At 42.1% G+C, this 19,840-nt stretch carries 19 protein-coding genes; 16 read left to right on the top strand and 3 right to left on the bottom strand.

Annotation, left to right across the window (positions count from 1 at the left end; all coding sequences use genetic code 11):
* The 3 genes from P8O70_20130 to P8O70_20120 form a co-directional block, all read right to left on the bottom strand.
* Positions 1-209: peptide ABC transporter permease (locus P8O70_20130; GenBank protein MDG2199149.1), on the bottom strand; the 209-nt coding region annotated here is incomplete at its 3' end.
* Positions 210-217: 8 nt separating this feature from the next.
* Positions 218-1,183 carry an ABC transporter permease gene (locus P8O70_20125; protein ID MDG2199148.1) on the bottom strand — a complete coding sequence of 322 codons (966 nt, stop codon included), beginning with the start codon at positions 1,181-1,183 and terminating at the stop codon, positions 218-220.
* A gap of 40 nt (positions 1,184-1,223) precedes the next feature.
* A complete protein-coding gene (locus tag P8O70_20120) occupies positions 1,224-2,966 on the bottom strand; it encodes a peptide ABC transporter substrate-binding protein (GenBank protein ID MDG2199147.1) in 1,743 nt (580 codons plus the stop codon).
* 273 nt (positions 2,967-3,239) lie between these two features.
* On the opposite strand from P8O70_20120, the gene P8O70_20115 reads away from it, so the two are divergent.
* The 16 genes from P8O70_20115 to P8O70_20040 all read left to right on the top strand — a co-directional run bounded on the left by P8O70_20115 (position 3,240) and on the right by P8O70_20040 (position 19,680).
* Complete coding sequence (locus P8O70_20115) at positions 3,240-4,625, top strand: sulfatase (GenBank protein ID MDG2199146.1); 1,386 nt, start codon at positions 3,240-3,242, stop codon at positions 4,623-4,625.
* Between the two features lie 96 nt (positions 4,626-4,721).
* Positions 4,722-6,602 carry an ABC transporter substrate-binding protein gene (locus P8O70_20110; GenBank protein MDG2199145.1) on the top strand — a complete coding sequence of 627 codons (1,881 nt, stop codon included), beginning with the start codon at positions 4,722-4,724 and terminating at the stop codon, positions 6,600-6,602.
* Between the two features lie 40 nt (positions 6,603-6,642).
* On the top strand, positions 6,643-7,641 hold the full coding sequence (locus P8O70_20105; GenBank protein MDG2199144.1) for an ABC transporter permease: 999 nt from the start codon (positions 6,643-6,645) through the stop codon (positions 7,639-7,641).
* Positions 7,642-7,644: 3 nt separating this feature from the next.
* Positions 7,645-8,769, top strand: a complete 1,125-nt coding sequence (locus P8O70_20100; protein ID MDG2199143.1) for an ABC transporter permease — start codon at positions 7,645-7,647, stop codon at positions 8,767-8,769.
* 6 nt (positions 8,770-8,775) lie between these two features.
* On the top strand, positions 8,776-9,765 hold the full coding sequence (locus P8O70_20095; protein MDG2199142.1) for an ABC transporter ATP-binding protein: 990 nt from the start codon (positions 8,776-8,778) through the stop codon (positions 9,763-9,765).
* On the top strand, positions 9,758-10,783 hold the full coding sequence (locus P8O70_20090; protein ID MDG2199141.1) for an ATP-binding cassette domain-containing protein: 1,026 nt from the start codon (positions 9,758-9,760) through the stop codon (positions 10,781-10,783). The genes P8O70_20095 and P8O70_20090 overlap by 8 nt, the downstream gene beginning before the upstream one ends.
* Positions 10,780-11,499, top strand: coding sequence for a sulfotransferase (locus P8O70_20085; protein MDG2199140.1), 720 nt, complete (start codon positions 10,780-10,782; stop codon positions 11,497-11,499). Before P8O70_20090 ends, P8O70_20085 begins: the two co-directional genes overlap by 4 nt.
* On the top strand, positions 11,480-12,538 hold the full coding sequence (locus P8O70_20080; protein ID MDG2199139.1) for a Gfo/Idh/MocA family oxidoreductase: 1,059 nt from the start codon (positions 11,480-11,482) through the stop codon (positions 12,536-12,538). Before P8O70_20085 ends, P8O70_20080 begins: the two co-directional genes overlap by 20 nt.
* Entirely contained in the window at positions 12,528-13,538 is a 1,011-nt protein-coding gene (locus P8O70_20075) for a Gfo/Idh/MocA family oxidoreductase (GenBank protein MDG2199138.1), read from the top strand. Before P8O70_20080 ends, P8O70_20075 begins: the two co-directional genes overlap by 11 nt.
* Before the next feature lie 14 nt (positions 13,539-13,552).
* Positions 13,553-14,347: a phytanoyl-CoA dioxygenase family protein gene (locus P8O70_20070; protein MDG2199137.1), complete on the top strand. Its 795-nt coding sequence runs from the start codon at positions 13,553-13,555 to the stop codon at positions 14,345-14,347.
* Between the two features lie 61 nt (positions 14,348-14,408).
* Positions 14,409-15,236, top strand: a complete 828-nt coding sequence (locus tag P8O70_20065) for a sugar phosphate isomerase/epimerase (GenBank protein MDG2199136.1) — start codon at positions 14,409-14,411, stop codon at positions 15,234-15,236.
* Between the two features lie 3 nt (positions 15,237-15,239).
* Positions 15,240-16,238, top strand: coding sequence for a Gfo/Idh/MocA family oxidoreductase (locus P8O70_20060; protein MDG2199135.1), 999 nt, complete (start codon positions 15,240-15,242; stop codon positions 16,236-16,238).
* A gap of 31 nt (positions 16,239-16,269) precedes the next feature.
* Positions 16,270-16,584, top strand: a complete 315-nt coding sequence (locus tag P8O70_20055; GenBank protein MDG2199134.1) for an L-rhamnose mutarotase — start codon at positions 16,270-16,272, stop codon at positions 16,582-16,584.
* Between the two features lie 209 nt (positions 16,585-16,793).
* Positions 16,794-17,978, top strand: a complete 1,185-nt coding sequence (gene rhmD / locus P8O70_20050) for an L-rhamnonate dehydratase (GenBank protein MDG2199133.1) — start codon at positions 16,794-16,796, stop codon at positions 17,976-17,978.
* 387 nt (positions 17,979-18,365) lie between these two features.
* Positions 18,366-19,073 carry a class II aldolase/adducin family protein gene (locus tag P8O70_20045; protein MDG2199132.1) on the top strand — a complete coding sequence of 236 codons (708 nt, stop codon included), beginning with the start codon at positions 18,366-18,368 and terminating at the stop codon, positions 19,071-19,073.
* A 28-nt stretch (positions 19,074-19,101) separates the two neighbouring features.
* Complete coding sequence (locus P8O70_20040; GenBank protein MDG2199131.1) at positions 19,102-19,680, top strand: hypothetical protein; 579 nt, start codon at positions 19,102-19,104, stop codon at positions 19,678-19,680.
* Positions 19,681-19,840 lie beyond the last annotated feature (160 nt).

Here is a 19,840-nt window from a genome sequence, read left to right as displayed (position 1 = left end):
AGTGGATGCTCTGGGTGATCAAAAGGCATCAGCAACACCCGATCAAAGTAGACTCGGTCGTAAGCAAAGGGTGAAAGCAGATCCGCAAAGAGTGCTAAGAACAGAATAAATCCCACAAGAAACAAGCCGAGCAAAGCTAATCTATTCTGGGAAAAACGCCGAATGGCATCCCTCAGAAAGCTACGTCTGGTTGGTGTGGAGTTACTCAAGGGTGGATTTAGGAAAGCGATTTTGCACCCAGGCGAACCCGTGGGTCAATCATGGTGTAGGCGATATCCGTCAGCAGATAAAGAATTCCCCAAAGAAACGCAACGAGGAGAAAGGTAGCCATGATCATCGGATAGTCCCTGTTCAGCGTACTTGTAACAAAGTACTTGCCGAGACCGTTGATGCGGAAGGTCGATTCAATGAAGATGCTCCCTGTGATCAGGTTGGGGATCTCAGTTCCAAGAGCAGTGACCATTGGGATCTGGGCGTTGCGGAAGACGTGTTTGCGCATCACTTTGACCTCGGAGAGCCCCTTAGCCCTGGCTGTCCGGACATAATCTTCACCCATCACCTCGACTATGCTTGCCCGGGTGTAGCGGGCCACGATAGCCATCGGTGCAATCGCATAGGCAACTACGGGTAGGATCCAATCAGTACAGAAATACTTGTCGATCAAACATTGACCAGAAGAACCCCAGCCCCCCATGGGTAACCAGTCAAGGGAGACGGCAAAGACCAGAATTAGCCACATCGCCACAACGAAATTGGGCACAGTGACTCCTAAGCTGGAAACAAAGGTGACTAGCGTGTCGATCCATGAGTTCTGGTGGTAGGCTGCGTAAACTCCAGCTAATATCCCAAAGCCAAAGGCAACAACAATTGTTGTTAGCCCCACTTGAACCGTAATGGCCCAGGACTTACTGATCAACTTGGCGACAGTCGTATGAGGGCGTTGGTAGGGAATACCAAAATCGAAGCGAACCGCATGGCTCATGTAATTGATGTACTGCTTCCAGACGGGCTGATCCAAGCCGTATTTCTTGAGAATGTTGGCCTTTGCGGCCGGAGGGAGGCGGCCCTTTCGTTCGTCGAATGGACCACCTGGAACGGAGTGCATCAGGGAAAAGACGATTACGGACACAGCAAGGAGAATCATCATCAGCGCAAGAATTCTCCCACAAATATAACCTAGCATATCGTCTTAACCCCAATCAGGTTTGATTCTGGATTCCCGTTTACTTCGCATTCGTGATGTAAACATTACCCCAGTACCAGTCGTTACCCCAGTGCTTTCCAGAAATTCCATTAGAATCTGGCACTCGGAAACTGTCTCCCTGGACATATGGCTTGAAGAGGTCTCCCTGCCAGCGATGGGCAATAAAGACTCCGCCAACATCATCGACCAGAATCTTTTGGGCATCACGGAACATCTGCTCCCGTTTCTTATCATCTCCCACCAGGTTACTAGCCTCAGCAACCATGCTGTCGAACTTATCGTTTGTCCAGGAGTGTCTTCCTGAAGAAACCCAGATTCCCAACAAGTTCGAAGGATCCAGAAAATCCATTCCATAGGAAACGGCACCTAGAGTCAGCTGTGTCGGTTTGGCGTTGAGGGCATCCATGTAGACCTTTCCGTCCTTGTTGGAAACCTCAATCTTGATGTTCAGACACTGTGCAATCGAAGCGGCAGAAGCCTGATAGACAGCGCTCATCGCCGGACCCTCTCCACGAAGCCACATCTCCTGGGCTGGGAATCCTTTCCCATCAGGATAGCCTGCATCAGCCAAGTGTTTCTTGGCCTTCGGGCAGTCGAAGGTCTGGTATTGCTTCAACTCATCCTTGGTGTCCGAAGCAGGATAACCCGGCATCAACATGGAATGTGCAGGCATCGCTTTGATCTCACCATAGACGTTCTTGACGATAGCATCACGATCCAAGGCGTAGGCGAAGGCTTTGCGAACATTCAGATCATTGAAGGGGGCCGTGTAGGTATCGAAGAGCAGATAATCCGTACGGAAATCTCCAAAGTGTCGGAGATAGTTGTTCTTCAACACGGGATCACTCTCAATGACCTTGAAGTCTGCTGGAGTCAGCCGCTCATAAGGGACCGTATCGACCTCACCCTGTTGAAATGCAGTGAAGAAGGTTGCTGGAGACATGTAAATGCCCTCGATCCGTTGCAAACGAGCCGGACGATACCCTTTGTAATTTGGGTTGGCTTCCACAACGATTCTGTTACCTGGATCAAACTCTGTCAGCATGTAAGGCCCTGCAGAGACAGAGGTTTCGGGATCGTTGTTGTAATAGGGCCCGTGCGCTTCCAGAGCTTTCTTGGAGAGCAAGAAGGCAAACTTCATCACACCAGGCAGGGGCGGGAAGACCCCTTCGGTTTCTACTTCCAGTGTCAGGTCATCAACGGCTCGAATACCCAGCGCAGAGGTGGGCATTTCCCCGGCAATTACCTCGCTCCAGTTCTTGATTCCACCTGCTCCAATAAAAGAATAGAACCAGGTAAAGTCCCAGGCACTGGAGGGATCTGCTGAGTAACGGAAGGTTGCTTCATAATCCGCAGCAGTCAATGGAGTTCCATCACTCCACTGGAGGCCCTTGCGCAGTTTGAAAGTCCAGACTTTCCCACTTGCATCGACAGACCAGCTCTCTGCAGAGGCAGGAATGACATTGAAGTCCTTGTCCAGATCAACCAGTGTATCCTGGAAGAGGTCCGCAATGCACTCGTAGCGCTGATAAACCGCTACAGCGAAATCAAAAGTTACTTCATTGCGAGTGTTGTCGCATGGTACACGAAGCACCTGCTGGTCTGTGGGTGCAGCATCCTTGGGCAGCCCATGCCCACCTGCTAGAACAGCGGAGGGTGTAAGGCAGAGGGCAGAGAGTAGGGTTGTTCCTCCAACAATTTTCTTACCGTACTTGAGAAAACGACGCCAACCAGACGTCCGCTTAGACTCATTCAACTTCATAAAGTTCCTTCTCTTTCATGGTTTGAGAAATCCAGCCACGTATGAAGGGGCACTAAATAAAGGAAGTACAGGTTGAAAAGCAATCTTTTTTTGTGCGACGTCAGTTGTCTGAAAATGTAGATTTCAAGAACTTGATTAAAAAATAAAAGTTGATGTCGAACATCATATACGATAATTGATGTCGAATATCATAACTGGGTGAGTTATTGGAAGGAATTTCCATAATGCAATACAGGTAGACGAATATTCGAATTTATCTAGAGGAATCAGAGAATGGGCGAAAAAAAGAACATCATATTTTTTGGAATCGATTCACTACGTTCAGACCATCTTGGTTGTAATGGCTACACTCGCAATACCTCTCCTCACATCGATCAGATAGCCCGTGAGGGGGTATGTTTTAAGAACTATTTTAGTCCGAACATCCCAACAACTCCTGGATATGCGTCCATGTTGACAGGGTTTGATGTGATCAATACGCAGGTAGTAGCGCTGAGGCACAAGGGCCAGCTTAGGGAGGAAATCCAGACCCTGCCCGAAATACTTAGAGACCACGGCTACTACACCAGCTGCGTTGGATTTACAGGGAATCCAAGCTCAAGAGGCTTTGATGAATACCTAGACTATCCTGCATGGGGGAGCTGGGACGAAGGACGGCTGCATAAAGCAGAAAAATTGAACGATGTGGCAATTCCACGATTGAAGGAACTTCTAAAGGGAGAACAACCATTTCTGCTTTTCTTGAGACATATGGACCCACACGCCCCCTATTTGCCTCCAGCTCCTTTTGAACGATTATTTTATCAAGGGGATGAGTGTATGGAGGGCAATAAATCCATGGAACCTATTTTCAATTTCAAACCTTTTTGTGATTTTCATAAGAGTTGGATGCCACCTGGCATCACAGATAAAGACTACGTAGTGGCACAGTATGATGGTGAAATAGCCTACATGGATGCTTGTATTCAAAACATGATTCAGCTCTTAAAATCTTTGGGAGTCTATGACGAAACCCTAATCGTCTTGAACTCAGATCACGGTGAAACCTTATATGAGCATGACTGCTATTTTGATCATCATGGTTTGTATGAATCTAATCTAAAGGTCCCTCTGATCATAAGGCTGCCCCCAAAACTACCTAAAGGGAAAGTGGTAAAGTCATATACTAGCCATGTTGATATTGTCCCTACAATTCTCGACTTACTAGAAATCGATACAAGTGTTGAATATGATGGGAAAAGTTTAAAAAATCTGATTGATTTTCATGATCATGACATGGAGCAAGAATTTTATATTACAGAGTGTACATGGATGAGAAAACATGGTTGGAGAACACCAGAATGGAAGTTAATTGTTGCTCTTGAGCCTGATTTTCATTTCAAGCCAGAAGTTGAATTGTATAATCTGAAAGATGACCCGAATGAGTTAAAAAACTTAGCAGAATTACGCCCTGACATGGTCGATACATTAGAAAGGAAGATGGAAGCTTGGTTAACCAAGAGAAAGGAAGAAACAGGATTAGAATCTCCAATTTATGAGCAAGGAGATTGGCATGGTATTCAAGGGCATGGGGCATTCAAGTCCTCACAAGAGGCATATGATAGCCTCTATATCGGTGATGCCAATACAGCAAAAAGATTACAGGAGAAGTCAAGATGACATAGGTCACAATAAGTGTAAATTCTTAAGAAAGGAGGTTAAAAATTTATATAAGTTTAGAATATTAGATCTATTAACTAATTTTTTGAGGTTCAAATGAAACTAGCTTCACTTTTAGCAACAGCTTCACTTTTTCTTGGAACAGCTGTCTCTGCGGCAGAGTACAAAGAAGCACCATCCTTGAAAGAAATGGTTTCCAAAGGAGAAATTCCTCCAATCGAACAAAGACTCCCCAAAACACCATTTGTAGTCGAAAAAGGCGTAATTTCACACGCTGATGAACTCCCAAACTGGCAACCCGGTAAGTACGGTGGAACAATGAGGTTTGGCCATACTAACCCAGGTTGGAATCCTGATGTCTTTATCATGCTAAATGAGCATGTACTGATGGCACCTGGAATAAGTATCAAAGATGTTCGTGGAAATGTTTTCAAGGATTTCAAGATAGAAAATGATAACAAAAAGTTTACTTTCTATCTTCGCGAGGGCCTAAAGTGGTCTGATGGCAATCCTGTAACAACAGAAGATGTTCGATTTGTTTTCGAGGATATATACGGTGATGAGAAATTAACATCAGCATATCCGTCTAAATTCAAATCTGGGGGAGATCCAGCTGGTAATCCTGCTAAAATCACCTTTCAAAGCGATTATCAATTCACAATGGAATTTGACAGCCCTTACGGTTCGTTGATAAGTGAACTCAGCATTAAAGGCTGGCAGGGATACACCGATATGCTAAGACCATCTCATCATTTGAAGAATTATCACCCAAAATATACTTCCCTAGCATCCTTACAACCAGAAATGAAGAAAATGGGATTTAAAGATGAGTGGTGGCAATACTTTAACGCAATGGATTGTACGAATTGGGAATTGACTCGCCCATGCAGTGCAAACTATCCCTCCCTGTGGGCATGGTTGAAAGTAGAAACTGCTGATGAAATTTTGGAGTTCAAGAGAAATCCTTATTATTTCAAAGTTGATAGTTCTGGCCAGCAATTACCTTATGTTGATAGAGTTATTTCACAACAAGTGAATGACACAGAAGCAGTAAATCTTAAGGTTTTGGCAGGAGAGATTGATTTACTTAGAGAGGATACGGCATTAGTGAAAATGCCATTGTATAAAGAGGCCGAAGATAAAGGCCTTATTCAAACTCATTTGCTGGACATGCACGTGAATCCGACAGTCCTTTTCTTCAACTTCACGTTAGCTGATGAAAATGACAAAAAAGTACTCAACAATCTGAAGTTCAGAGAAGCATTAAATTATGCGATGAACAGGGAAGAAATCCTGGAAAATGTGTATTTTGGTTTTGGAACAATGCCAGAGCACTTATACAAGGGATATGATCCAGCAAAAGCTGAAGAACTGCTTGATAGCATCGGGATGACCAAAGGCAGTGATGGCTTTCGTATTGGGCCTAACGGAAAAACTTTTGAGTATCGAATTGAGTACGGTGACTACGCTCCGGATATCAAATTTGTTGTTGAACTGCTGACTCAGCATTTTGAAGCTGTTGGCATCAAAACGACTAGTAAGATGCTTGAAAACACACTTATGAATGTGACAGGACAAAATAATGAACGAAAGCATTCAACAATTCTCTGGGTTCATAAACCGCTCTGGGTTTCTGGAGGATGGAACGACTATCTGCCTTCAACTGGTGGCACTGGATATGCCCCTTTGTGGCGTCAATGGTATGATTCTAACGGTGCTGAAGGTGAAGAACCACCTGCTGAAATGAAACGTCTGATGAACATCACTAGAGAACGTGGAGCATATGTTCCTTATTCTTCTAAAGATGGAAAACTATATGGAGAATTGATGCAAAATATGGGTGATAATCTTTGGATGTTAAACATAGTTGACAACGTGAATTATGTTTTGATTACAAATCCAAATATTGGAAATGTTCAACAATCTGGTCAAGCTATCGCCGCTGATAACAGCGGTGAACAAATGTTCTACAAGTAAATGAAACCGGGCTGACTCTCCAAGTCAGCCCTTAAATATTATGCTGACTTACACAATCAAAAGGCTGTTTCAACTGATTCCGATACTTTTCGTTATTTCAGTTGTCGCCTACGCAATCATTGAATTACCTCCAGGAGATTTTGCAGATTTTTATATATCTTCACTTCGGGCAACTGGTGTCACAGTATTAGAAGATGAGGCGTTAAGGATTAAAGAACAATATGGGTTCAACGCACCTGTTGTTGAACGATATTGGCGGTGGTTGGAAAACATTATTTTTCATGGAAACTTTGGTTATTCCTTCGAATATCAAAAACCTGTTAATGAAATTATTGCAGAAAAATTACCTCTCTCAATTGGCCTTACATTTGGAGCGCTAATTATTTCGTGGGCACTAGCGATACCAATCGGAATTTATTCAGCGATTCATCAGTACTCAAAATTTGACTACTTTTTTACTTTTATTGGATTTTTGGGACTGGCAACCCCACCATTTTTGATGGCTCTGATTTTTGCGTGGTTGTTTCTTAAATTCTTTGATTACTCAGTACTAGGATTATATTCACCGGAGTATGTGACTGCACCTTGGAGTTTCGATAAATTTATTGATTTATGCAAACATCTTGTCTTGCCTGTGATTTTAATTGGACTTCAAGGAACGGGAACAATAATCAGAGTGATGCGCGGCAACCTTCTTGATGAATTGAAGAAGCCATATGTAATTACAGCGAAAGCAAAAGGTCTAAAATTTCGTGATCTTTTGCTGAAATATCCTGTCAGAATGGCTATCAATCCAATCATTAGTACAATTGGTTGGTTGCTTCCAGCCTTAATTGCAGGTGAAATCTTAATTTCAATTGTCCTTGGTATACAAACACTTGGCCCAGTTTTATTAAGATCTGTACTCTCTCAAGATATGTGGTTAGCTGCAAGTATAGTGATGATTTTAAGCCTACTAACAATTATTGGTTCTTTGATATCTGATCTATTATTAGTTTGGTTAGATCCTCGAATTAGATTTGAAAGATTAAGTAAATAATTAATGGGAAATTTTCCAAATTCTTCATCAGTAATTAACGAAGAAGATAAGAATTTTTACTATGCCACCCAGTGGTCGTTGATCCGATCACGTTTCCGGCAGCATCGACTTGCCTCAATTTCGCTTATTTTCCTTGGCTTGCTATATTTATTTGCGATTTTCTCAGATTTTCTTGTTCCTTATTCATCTACACAAAGGTTTTCGAAATATAATTTTTCAGCACCTACTTCAATTCATATCTATGATTCAGAAGCTGGTTTTTCGAGCCCATTTGTCTATGGACAAAAAAAAATATTGGACAAAAAAACATTTTCCTGGAAATACGAACCTGATTTGACCAAGAAAGTCTACATTCAATTTTTCACAGAGGGAGAAGAGTATAGCTTATTTGGCATCTTCAAAAGTAACATCCATCTTTTTGGAATAGATGAAAAAACGCCAGTATTTCTGTTTGGTTCAGATCGGCTAGGTCGGGATGTCTTCTCTAGAACAATCCATGGCTCTCAGATCTCATTATCGATTGGTCTTGTGGGGGTCAGTTTGAGTTTCTTAATTGGCATTTTGCTTGGAGGAGTCTCTGGATACTACGGTGGTTATATCGATGACCTGATACAACGTTTTATTGACTTCATGATTTCTTTGCCAACTATCCCCCTATGGATGGCATTTTCAGCGGTATTGCCAAGAGATTGGTCATCATTGAAAACATATTTTGCGATAACAATTATCCTTTCAATCATTAGTTGGGGGCCCCTCGCCAGAGTAACTCGTGGGAAGATTTTAGCTCTGCGGGAAGAAGACTACACATTGGCGGCAAGGGCAGCTGGAGCTTCTACTTCTCGAATCATCGTCAAGCATTTGTTGCCTGGATTTTCGAGTCATTTAATTGTTTCCATCACACTTTCCATTCCAGGAATGATCCTCGCTGAAACTGCACTGAGCTTTTTGGGTTTGGGGATTCAACCACCAGCAGTTAGTTGGGGAACCTTGTTGCAAGATTCCCAAGATCTAATGGCAATTACCAATCAGCCCTGGTTACTGATACCAGCCATTTTTGTCATTGGGACAGTGCTTCTTTTTAATTTTGTTGGTGATGGCCTTCGTGATGCTGCAGACCCCTATTCTTGAAAGATCATGCAGAGAATTCTTGAAGTAAAGGACTTGTCAATCAACTTTTATCTGCGTGAAGGGGTTGTTCATGCGTTGACAGATGTGAACTTCGAAGTTTTTGAGAATGAAACTCTTGGGGTCATTGGAGAGAGTGGAAGCGGAAAGTCAGTCACCGTTCAATCGATTCTCGGGATACTTTCTCAGCCACCTGCCAAGATTGTCAGTGGCAGTATTCGTTTCGAACCAGAATCGAGGAATCTTGAACTCAATTTACTGCCAACTTATGGAGATACCTATAGAAATGTTCGATGGAATGACATCAGTATGATTTTTCAGGAACCGATGTCTTCCTTCAGCCCTCTTCATAGTATCGGTGATCAGATTTCAGAGGCATTGACCTTACATCGACCAGAATTATCAGAAACTGATGTCTTGAGTGTATGCCTAGGATTATTGGAAAAAGTTGGCATTCCCTCTCCAGCGATGTTTTTCAAAAGATACCCACATGAATTCAGTGGAGGCATGCGTCAGCGGGCAATGATTGCAATGGCGCTAGTATGCAATCCAAAGATTCTGATCGCAGATGAGCCTACAACAGCTCTGGATGTAACGATTGAAGCTCAAATTCTGGAACTATTGGAGTCAATCAAATCAGAGTTTAACATGTCAATGATCTATATCTCCCATGATTTGGCAGTCATTGGTGAAATCTCTGATCGGATTTTAGTGATGTATTTTGGGCGTGTTGTGGAAAGTGGGGTCGCTGACGAAGTGATTGACAATCCGCTCCATCCCTACACCAGAGCGCTTCTCAAATCGATTCCAAAGATTGACCAACCAATTGAATCCCTAGACCCAATTGAAGGGTCTATTCCCTCTCCATTTGAAGTCCATACAGGCTGTCCTTTCTATAGTCGATGTACAGAAAGGCTTGGTGAGATCTGCTTACGTCAGAAACCTGCTCATAAAACTTACAATAACGGCCATACGGTGAGCTGCCATCTTCATGCATGATGAAAAAGTAATTCTTCAGGTAAATGACCTGAAAAAATATTTCTCTTTACGCACGGGTTTCTTTAGCGAAACCAGATATATTCGAGCAGTCGATGGGGTTAGCTTCGAATTATATAAGGGAGAAACACTCGGTATTATTGGTGAGAGTGGTTGTGGGAAATCCACACTTGGTAGATCTTTAGTGAATCTATACAACATAACTTCTGGATCGGTTCTTTATAATGATGGAGATCAGAAGATCAATTTGATCAATGCTAATGACAGAGAGAAGAAAGACTACACTAAATCAGTCCAAATTATCTTTCAGGATCCGTTTTCATCATTAAATCCACGAATTAATGTTTTTGAAACCGTTGCTGAGCCATTAATTATTCATCGGTATCCAAAAGAGGAGATTGAACAAAAGGTATCGGAAGTTATCGCTCAGGTCGGTTTACGAGATGAACATCTAAGGCGGTACCCACATAGTTTTAGTGGAGGCCAGAGGCAACGGATTGGAATAGCTCGCTCTTTAATTATCTCTCCAAAAGTTATTATTTGTGATGAGGCAGTCTCAGCGCTAGATGTATCTGTTCAAGCTCAAATCATTAACTTACTAAAAGAACTTCAGGCGCGTTACCACTATTCATATATCTTCATCTCACACGATATGAGTGTGATTCGACATATCTGTGATCGAATTGCTGTGATGTATGCTGGTAGAATTGTTGAATTTGGGACTAAGGAAGAAGTTTTGAATTCACCAAAACACCCCTACACAGAAGCTTTACTTGATGCAGTGCCTAAAATTTCAAATAGAAAGTCGAAAGGCAAGAGGAAGATTTTATCGGGCGAGCCACCAGATTTGTCGAGAGAAAGAATTGGTTGTAATATGTTTGAAAGATGTGGTTATCGGATAGATGCCTGTCAAGCTACTCCTATGAAGTTGTCAGATGTTGGAAGTCACCACCTAACAGCATGCATGCGAACAAAGGAAATACAGTTGAATGGACTGAGTATTGAGGCAAAACAACCATGATGATCATTGTCATCGGACGCGGTCATTCAGGTACAAGAAGTATTGCTCAGACACTGTATGCGAGTAATGTTTACATGGGTAGCTTGCTTAATAACTCCTGTGATTTTGTTCCACCACACAACCTATATCGTAGTTGCCATATATTCTCAAAGTATGTGAAATATTCAGGTAATTATCAATGGGATTTTTCAGAAGTGTTAGAACAAGAAGTGCCAGAAAGTTTCAACAAATTAGTTCAGGAATATCTTAAGCCTATATTAGAATCGAATAGTGAATTTAAAGGTTGGAAATTACCTGAAACCACTCTCATCTACCCCTGGATTTACAACCTTTTCCCGGATGCATTTTATATTTTTTGGTCTAGGCATCCATTTGATAGCATTCTTGGGAGACATTTAACAGATGATCTTCATGATTTCTCAGTAGATTATCCAAATTCACAGGATGTGTTTCAAAATCGAGCAATCTCCTGGCTTTATCAATACGAGATTCAAAAGTGTGTACCCAAGCCAAAAAATTCGATTGAAGTGAGGTTTGAAGATTTTGTTCTCAATCAGGAAACTACAATAAGTCGATTAGAAAAATTTCTTGGTAAAGATTTAGCTAAAATTCCAATGCGGCCTGATTCTCTTCATAAGTGGCGAGATAAAATCAATCCAGCTGAGTTTTCATATCTTTTTGATGCGATGAATTATTATGACTATTCCTACACATAGCTCTTCAATTCAGATCGCCTTGTATGGAGTTGCTCATGGGCATATTTCTCACTATGTAGAGGAATTCTGTAAGTTTACTGCTGCTCATGTGATAGGTGTTTTTGATGCTGATTCTAAACGAGCCCTTTCGTTTTGTAATAGACATAAACTTAGAAAGTTTGACAATCCTGAAGACTTACTCTCTCAGCAGATCGATGTTGTAATCATTGGTTGCGAGACAGCCTATCATCTGGAAGCGGTCTCCTTGGCTTGTAAATATGTGGAGAACATCGCGCTTCAAAAGCCACTTGCGACTACGATCATTGACGGAAGGAAAATTTTACAAGAAATTCAGAAATCTGGTGCCCGACTGTTCATGCTCTGGCAGATGAGAGTTGATCCTGCAAACCAATTCATTAAGCAAATCATTGATCAGAAGCGACTCGGACAACTACTCCACTTTCGCCGAAGACACTGCTTATCCACACATAGGTGGCCTGATTTTCAGAAAAGCTGGCATGTAAATAGGCAACTGAATCTTGGAATGTGGGCGGATGATGCGGCTCACCCAATTGACTTAATGCACTGGTTATTTGGAAGCCCTAAGACGGTATATGCCGATATTGACACTCTTGTAAATCAAGAAGTGCCTGATGACAACGGGATTGCCATTTTTAGATATGATTCTGGATTATTTGCAGAAATTCAGTGTTCATTCACCTCTGACTTTGGTGAGACCACGACGGAGCTAGTGGGTACAGATGGAATGCTCATTCAATACTATGGGGATGCCCCAAGTTGTAATCAGGCTGAAAAGTCTAACTATGGCCTGAAGTGGAAAATCTTTGGGGACGGACAATGGCGACATGCTGAAGTTGATTCACCAGAGAATCACTCTTTTCGGATCAAAGCACTAGCTCCAAAAATTCTTGAGTTCGCCCAGGGAGCATATGATCCCCCTTCATCTGACGAATACCTAGATTCGCTTAAATTGACTCTGCTCTGCTACGAGTCGAGTTCACAACAAAAACAGATCGTACTTGGAGATTATGCCAATTAACACCGCTGTGATTGGTATGGGGCCGATTGGGAATCGCCATGCTGCAATTTATAAAAAGAATCCCAAAATCAATCTTGTTGGATTGTGTGAAAAAGATCCGTCAAGGAACCAAAAGGCAGCTTCTCAATTTAATTTGCCGTGTTATGCCTCAATAGAAGAGTTGTTTTCGAAGGAAGAAATACATCTATGTAGCGTAACCACAGGGGGTTATGAATATGGCAGTGATCATTTTGAGCCAACAATATTTGCACTAACCAATGGCTCTCATGTGCTTTGTGAAAAACCGATCAGCAATTCCATTGCAAACGCATTCGAAATGGTTCAGACCGCAGAGCGGTATAATAAAATACTGGCTGTTAACCTGAATCATCGGTTTACCCCGGCAGCTCGCATTGCAAAGCAATGGCAGCTTGATAATAGAATAGGAACCCCACTTTTTATCAACATGAGCATTTGGATTCATAATCCCAATGAATCTTCGCCATTTTTTCACATCAAGGCTCTTCATCCCCACTCAATTGATATCATGCGTCATTTTTTTGGGGATATTGAGCAGGTTCACTGCTTCGCGATGAAGGGTCCAAATCGATCCATTTGGTCAAATGCAGAGTTTAATCTGAGATTTAAAAATGGATGTATTGGTTCTTTGACCGGCAGCTACGATATCCAACGAGGTCACCCAATGGAGAGATGCGAGTTTGCAGGAATTAATGGAAGAGTTGTGATTGAGGACATGTATCGAGAGGCAACTCTTTATCCTTCAGGTGATCTCGTCAAATCTGTCTACACAAATCCCATTTTTGGGGGTATGGAAAGTTTCACAGATACTTTTGTGAATCGTATTAACCATCTTGTCGACGAAATTGAGCGCAATGTTGCGCCTCAAGATATCGATGGAAGTGGTTTAGATGGGCTGAAGGCTCAGATCGCTTTGGAAGCTGCTGTGCAGTCAATCCTACAAGAAAAAGTCGTGCGAACGGATGATGTTCTCAAAATTTAGGCAAGTGAATGAGTATGGCTGAAGAAGACCTTTTATCTAAACACCAAGTATACCTGTTCAAAAAGAACGGATTTGTAAATGCAGGCCCTCTAATCACTGAAGACACAGCAACTGAGCTTGCTAATGAGATTCTTTCTGTCATTGAACATAGAGAAAACCCCACACGCCCCCAACCTATTCGTATTGCAAATCTTTCAGGAGAAGAGCAGAGGCCAATTTGGCAAATCGTCAATATTTGGCAGGCATCCGAAGCGTTTTCCCAACTCTTGAAAAATGCGAAACTCAAACACTACATCTCGAAGTTGACGGGGAAATCGGATTTCAGGATTTGGCATGATCAGGTGCAGTACAAACCAAGTCATGTTGGAGGCCGCCTGTCATGGCATCAAGATTTGCCAAAGTGGCCTATAATGAAGGGTGGAACTCAATTGACGGCTTGGATCGCTCTTGATGATGCTGGTCCTCAGAATGGGTGTATGGTGATGGTTCCGGGATCGCACCTGAAGGGAAATCAGAATGAATGGTTGCATCAGCATGATGGAAGCTGGCAGCTTGGACACAATGACAGCTTTATGAGTGAACCGACTCAAGTGCTCTGTCCAGTGCAAAAAGGTCACGTTCATTTTCACGATTCACTCACTTGGCATAGCTCAGGCCCCAACCTTTCTGGTCAGCCGAGAAGGGCCATCGCGCTACATTTTATGGATACTGAGACCCTTTTCAATTGTCAGGGTGACCACCTATTGAAAGAGCATATTGCCAGTGAAGATGGTCAGCCGATCCAAGGGAATCCATTTTTACCAATCTAAATTTCTGCAACTCATTCGAAAGCAGGACTCCCAGATAAACTTTATCAACGATATAGGCACAATGAAACTTGGTTTTAACTCAGTTCTGTTCGGCAATTTTGATCTTGAAAAAGCTTTTATAGCTGCCAGTGAAATGGGCTACTCGGGAATTGAACTTTCTGCCCTCGATCCAGCAATGAGTGAGCACATCAATGAGTCTGATCCAGTCAGTCAAAACATTTCTACGATTTGTGCGCTGATCAATAAATATGAATTGCCTGTAACAGCGATTGAGCGGGCAAAGCACGATCTCAATTTTTGGGAATACATTGTTCAATTGGCAGCAGGTATTGGATGTCCTGTTATCAACCTCGGTCCTGGTGGAAGTATTGATTCGAATGGTGTGCCCATTGCCGGAGGATCTTTTGACTCCGCATTAGAGAGTCTTAAAAGACACAGTGAAATTTCAAATAAATACAATGTGACGACTTGTTTCAAGGCTCATTATAATACTTGTATTGATAATACTGAACTGTCCAAAAAAGCTGTACAGTTACTAGAGAGTTACAATGTTCGTTTAGATTTTGACCCTAGTCATATATTTAGAGTTCCAGAGGATCCAGTAGATGGATTCAAAGAAGTCTTACCCTGGATCAGTCATGTCCATATCAGAGACTGTATTGCACAAGATATCAAAGGCCCAGGCTCACCATTTCAACAAATATGTGGCAGAGGAAAAATTGATCTAATCGGAATCCTTAAACTGTTACAGGTGTCAAATTACACTGGACCTATAAATCTTGAAGTTATTGGAGCAAAACAAGGTGATCTTTCACTTCACTCCTGCACCACTATTGCTGCAGAGTCAAAGGGATGGTTAAATTGTGCTCTTTCATCCATCACAGATTAAACTATGAAAAAAATTAAGGCTGCAGTAATTGGAGTTGGAAATATTGGCTCCATTCATACAGAGATTTACTCTTCCCTAGAAAATGTGGATTTGACTGCTGTCTGTGATATCGATCGGGAAAAAGTAGATAAGGCAGCCAATAAATTTAACTGCAAGGCATATTATAGTGTTGAATCACTGCTGACTGAGATGCCAATGGAGATTGCAAGTGTTTGTACGAAAGGGGAAGAAAATGGGGGAGATCACTATCTGCCAACTGTAGAACTTCTGGAAGCAGGGATACATGTTCTTGGTGAAAAACCTATCTCTAATAATATTGAACATGCTCGCTTAATGACAAAACTAGCTGAAGAAAAACAAGTTCGTTACGGAATTAATCTAAACCATCGTTTCACCCCCTCTGCGATCAAAGCGAAGGAATGGATTGACGCAAATCGAATCGGCACGATTCACATGATTGACATGACGATGTGGATTGATAACCCAGTGGAGACTTCTCCTTGGTTCCATCTACGTGCACTACATCCTCACTCCTTCAATATTCTCAATTACTTCGGTGGTCCAATACAAAAAATTCAATGCTTCGCTAATAAAGGTGAGGGAAGAAAAATATGGTCAAATGCTCAAATGAATCTTCAATTTGAAAATGGGGTCATTGGGCACCTGAGAGGTAGCTACGATGGTGATTTTCCGTCTGGTTCGTTTGGCTTAGAAACCCTGGAGATCGTAGGTTCAAAAGGTAGAATTGTTATTGAAAATGCTTGTGAGTCTCTTCGTTACTACCCAAGGAGGAGCCGGAGTATGGAGCAATATGACTGTTATGGTGGAATGAATCATTTCCAAGAAACTTTTAGATCAAGAATTGAGGCCTGGGTGCAAGATAACATAAACCAAGTACCACCTAATGAAGTAAATGGTTCCGGTAAGGAAGGACTAGCAGCCCAGGAGGCTATTGAAGGAGCTATCCGATCCTTTGATACCAATACTGTTGTTGAATTGTAATTAATTTTCTGATTTTATTCTGAAAAATATGATGGAACAAATTGCTTTTAAAATGCTTCTTAACCCTAATCAAGCAGAAGTTTACAAGAAACGTCATGATGAAATTTGGGATGATCTTGTTGCTCTTCTGAAAGATGCTGGAATTTCTGACTATAGTATCTTCTTAGATCCTGAAACGAATATTCTATTTGCTGTTTTGAAAAGAACAAAAGATCACCGAATGGAAGAATTGCCGGAACATGAAGTTATGCAGCGTTGGTGGTCTTTCATGGGTGACATTATGGCTACTGAAAATAGCAGGGCTCCAGTTGTCAAGCCTCTGGAGTTTATGTTTCATCTTCCGTGACTGCTGATCTCGGTTTTACAGGGATCTCGGTTTTAACTTTTGAATATCCTGTGTAAGTAGAAGGGGGAAAAACGATGAACCAACTTTATTTGGTGATTATTCCAGACCTTGAAAATGTTTTGAAGCTATTCATCTTCTAAGCTTCTAAAATCTAGCGTTAGCAATCATTCCAGTCCTCTTATTCGATAGCAATTATCCAGGGTGTGATTATGAAATTTCCAAAAATCAAAGACGTCCGAGCTTTTGTCCTCGATCAAAAGGGCTCTGGGGGTGATTATCATGATCGTGAATCCGGACATTGGCTGGTTGATTCCTTGATCTCGACACCAATGTCTGGCTACCCAAGCTACAAAGCCTCACGGACCAGCTTTGGTATCAACGTGATGAATAGCATTGTTGTGGAAATTGAGTCTGATGATGGAACCATTGGAGTTAGCGCAGGGCAGGGAGGTGCTCCAGCTTGCTACATTATAGAAAAGCATTTTAAGCGCTTTCTGATCGGCCAAGATCCTAGAAGCCTGAATCAGATGTGGGATCAGATGTACCGCTCAAGTGTCTTTTATGGTGGGAAGGGGCTCCCCCTCTGGGCATTGAGTGTCGTGGATCTTGCTTTGTGGGATCTACTGGGACTGCTTCGAGATGAACCCGTGTACCAGATGATTGGTGGGGCGGTCCGTGAGGAGGTGTCACTCTATTGCACAGGTATTCGACCGGACGTTGCCAAGGAAAATGGCTTCATTGGTGGAAAGATGCCCCTTTCCTATGGCCCTGTAGATCGGCTAGATGGAATCCGGAAGAATCGTGAGAAATTTGGAGAGATGCGAGAAAGAGTGGGTGAGGACTTCCTGTTGATGGCGGATTGTTGGATGTCACTGGATGTGCCCTACGCAGTAGAGTTGGCTGAAGCGATGAAGGACATCAAACTCTATTGGTTTGAGGAGGTCCTGCAGCCACATGATTTTGATGGTCATCGAATTTTGAAGGAACGTGTGCCTTGGGTACGTTGGACGACTGGTGAGCATGAATACACACGCTATGGTTTCCGTAAGCTAATTGAATCACGCGCTGTTGACATTCTACAACCCGATGTAATGTGGTGTGGTGGTCTTACCGAATTATTGCGCATTTCTGCACTGGCAGCTGCGTATGATATTCCAGTAGTTCCTCATGGAAGTGGGGCCTACAGCTATCACTTTGTGATTACCCAGCCACACTGTCCTTTCTGCGAATACTTGAATACAAGCCCAGACTGCCTTAGTTTTCCCGCTGTTTTTGGGAATATGTTTGAAAATGAGATTCTCCCAGAAAATGGGCGTATAAGACTTACTGATGAGCCTGGATGGGGTTTGCGCATCAATAGGGAAGAACTCAATTTAAAGCGAATTCAATACTAGGCTCTCCCATATCGATTAAATTAAAATCAGTAATGAATGTTGATTCACAAAAGTTCACGTTGTCACTGGTTCAGAGGAATAAGAAAACTAAAAACTTTCGATTAAATTAATTTACATGAAAGAAGTAGCACGAATTGGTGTAGTTGGTGTTGGCTGGTGGTCATGTCAATTTCACATACCACGCTTACTTGAAAAGAGGCAACACTCTACATGAGACATGATCTCACAACTGATTACAATGCTTGCGATGAACTCGTTGTAATGAAGGATGGATTCACTGGAGATAGGAGATTGTAAATCAATAATGACAACGCCTAAGAATACTTTTAAACAAGCTTTTGTTAAGTCAATCCCCATTCTTGATATGAACCAAAACTAGTTGGATTCATGATCGAAAGGCAACAAGAAAAGTCCAAAAAGAATTTTGTTTTAGTTCATCACTTAGGTGCTCTCCACTCACTTGTCGAGGGAGTTTGGAATCACATCAGCTACGATGACCCACTTCATCCTAAGACTGTCTTTATGACACCGGGCCACGTTCATTGGGATCTTGTTAACTTAAACAATATCGTAGTTTTTGATAAAGAAACCGAATCATTTGTTGGTGAAGCCAGGCCATTGAAAGCTGCTTCTTATTTTCATACTCCAGTTCACAAGCACTTGGATACTCACAAGTGTGTTTTCCATATTCATACCCCGTCCATTACTACAGTTGCCACCCGAACTGATTTTGTGTTTGAACCACGATTAACTCAGCATTCATGCTGCTTCATGGATTCATATGGCTATTTCAATGAATATGATTCAATTTCGGAAGAGCTAAACATACAAAGACTTGTTGAGGCTTTTGAGAATAAAAACGTTCTATTTCTCAAAAATCATGGCGCACTAGTATCTGGAAATTGTATTGAAGAAGCTTTTATGTCAACTTATATGCTAAATATTGCTTGCTCTTTCCATCTGTCAGTCTTTGGAAGCAACAATAGTTTTGATCTGATCCCAATTCAAAAAGCAAAAGCCATGAAGGATTTCTTCTATGATGGCTTGTACAAAAAACATTTTGATGGATTTCTGACTCACTTACACTCCCTTTAGCTACGAAATGTCATTCTCTCAGAGTCTTATGAAGATTAAATCCATTGAATGTGTCCGGGTTCAATTTCCAAAAAAGAACTTCAACTCAAAGCCAAGAAAGCAGTCTTGGGCAGAAACTGATGAAGTTGCTAATCCAATGTCGCGCTTTGCATCAGTAAAAGCACATCGGAACCTATGGCTTCCCAAGTGGGAAAGTGTGTGGTGTAAAGTGACTCTGGAAAATGGCGTCTGGGGTTTGGGAATGACAGATCAAGGAGTTGTCGCAGCCACTATCATTCGAGAGCATCTTGAACCCAATTTAGTGGGCAAGGATGGATTTGCCATTGAAATGATTTCAGACATGATGTTCCGATTGACAAAGCCCTTTGGAACAGTGGGGCTTGCATCCTACGCAATCAGCGCGATTGATCTGGCTCTTTGGGATGCAAAAGCAAAGTCATTGGGAGTACCCGTATATTCGCTCATTGGTGGACCCAAAGAAGAGAAAATATTCTGTTATGCAACGGGCAATGATGTTGATTGGTACAAAGAATTGGGCTTCACGGCTTTCAAGCTAGCTTGTCCCTACGGTCCTGCAGATGGGTTGGAGGGTTTAAAAAAAACGTAGAATTTGTTGAAAAAGCGAGATTCATCATCGGGAATGATGCTGAATTGATGCTCGATTGCTGGATGGCGCTGGACGTCGAATATACCGTTAGATTAGCTGAACAACTTCGACATTGTCGTCTGAGATGGATGGAAGAATGTTTGTTGTCTGAGGATTTTCT

The sequence above is a fragment of the SAR324 cluster bacterium genome (assembly GCA_029245725.1).
In the GTDB taxonomy this organism is placed as follows: Bacteria; SAR324; SAR324; order SAR324; family NAC60-12; genus JCVI-SCAAA005.
This window is presented reverse-complemented; position numbering and strand designations above follow the sequence as displayed.

Coding starts and splice junctions, on each gene's coding strand:
- P8O70_20125 (MDG2199148.1), bottom strand. CDS start 1,183: ATGCTAGGTTATATTTGTGGGAGAATTCTTGCGCTGATGATGATTCTC.
- P8O70_20120 (MDG2199147.1), bottom strand. CDS start 2,966: ATGAAGTTGAATGAGTCTAAGCGGACGTCTGGTTGGCGTCGTTTTCTC.
- P8O70_20115 (MDG2199146.1), top strand. CDS start 3,240: ATGGGCGAAAAAAAGAACATCATATTTTTTGGAATCGATTCACTACGT.
- P8O70_20110 (MDG2199145.1), top strand. CDS start 4,722: ATGAAACTAGCTTCACTTTTAGCAACAGCTTCACTTTTTCTTGGAACA.
- P8O70_20105 (MDG2199144.1), top strand. CDS start 6,643: ATGCTGACTTACACAATCAAAAGGCTGTTTCAACTGATTCCGATACTT.
- P8O70_20100 (MDG2199143.1), top strand. CDS start 7,645: ATGGGAAATTTTCCAAATTCTTCATCAGTAATTAACGAAGAAGATAAG.
- P8O70_20095 (MDG2199142.1), top strand. CDS start 8,776: ATGCAGAGAATTCTTGAAGTAAAGGACTTGTCAATCAACTTTTATCTG.
- P8O70_20090 (MDG2199141.1), top strand. CDS start 9,758: ATGCATGATGAAAAAGTAATTCTTCAGGTAAATGACCTGAAAAAATAT.
- P8O70_20085 (MDG2199140.1), top strand. CDS start 10,780: ATGATGATCATTGTCATCGGACGCGGTCATTCAGGTACAAGAAGTATT.
- P8O70_20080 (MDG2199139.1), top strand. CDS start 11,480: ATGACTATTCCTACACATAGCTCTTCAATTCAGATCGCCTTGTATGGA.
- P8O70_20075 (MDG2199138.1), top strand. CDS start 12,528: ATGCCAATTAACACCGCTGTGATTGGTATGGGGCCGATTGGGAATCGC.
- P8O70_20070 (MDG2199137.1), top strand. CDS start 13,553: ATGGCTGAAGAAGACCTTTTATCTAAACACCAAGTATACCTGTTCAAA.
- P8O70_20065 (MDG2199136.1), top strand. CDS start 14,409: ATGAAACTTGGTTTTAACTCAGTTCTGTTCGGCAATTTTGATCTTGAA.
- P8O70_20060 (MDG2199135.1), top strand. CDS start 15,240: ATGAAAAAAATTAAGGCTGCAGTAATTGGAGTTGGAAATATTGGCTCC.
- P8O70_20055 (MDG2199134.1), top strand. CDS start 16,270: ATGGAACAAATTGCTTTTAAAATGCTTCTTAACCCTAATCAAGCAGAA.
- rhmD (MDG2199133.1), top strand. CDS start 16,794: ATGAAATTTCCAAAAATCAAAGACGTCCGAGCTTTTGTCCTCGATCAA.
- P8O70_20045 (MDG2199132.1), top strand. CDS start 18,366: ATGATCGAAAGGCAACAAGAAAAGTCCAAAAAGAATTTTGTTTTAGTT.
- P8O70_20040 (MDG2199131.1), top strand. CDS start 19,102: ATGAAGATTAAATCCATTGAATGTGTCCGGGTTCAATTTCCAAAAAAG.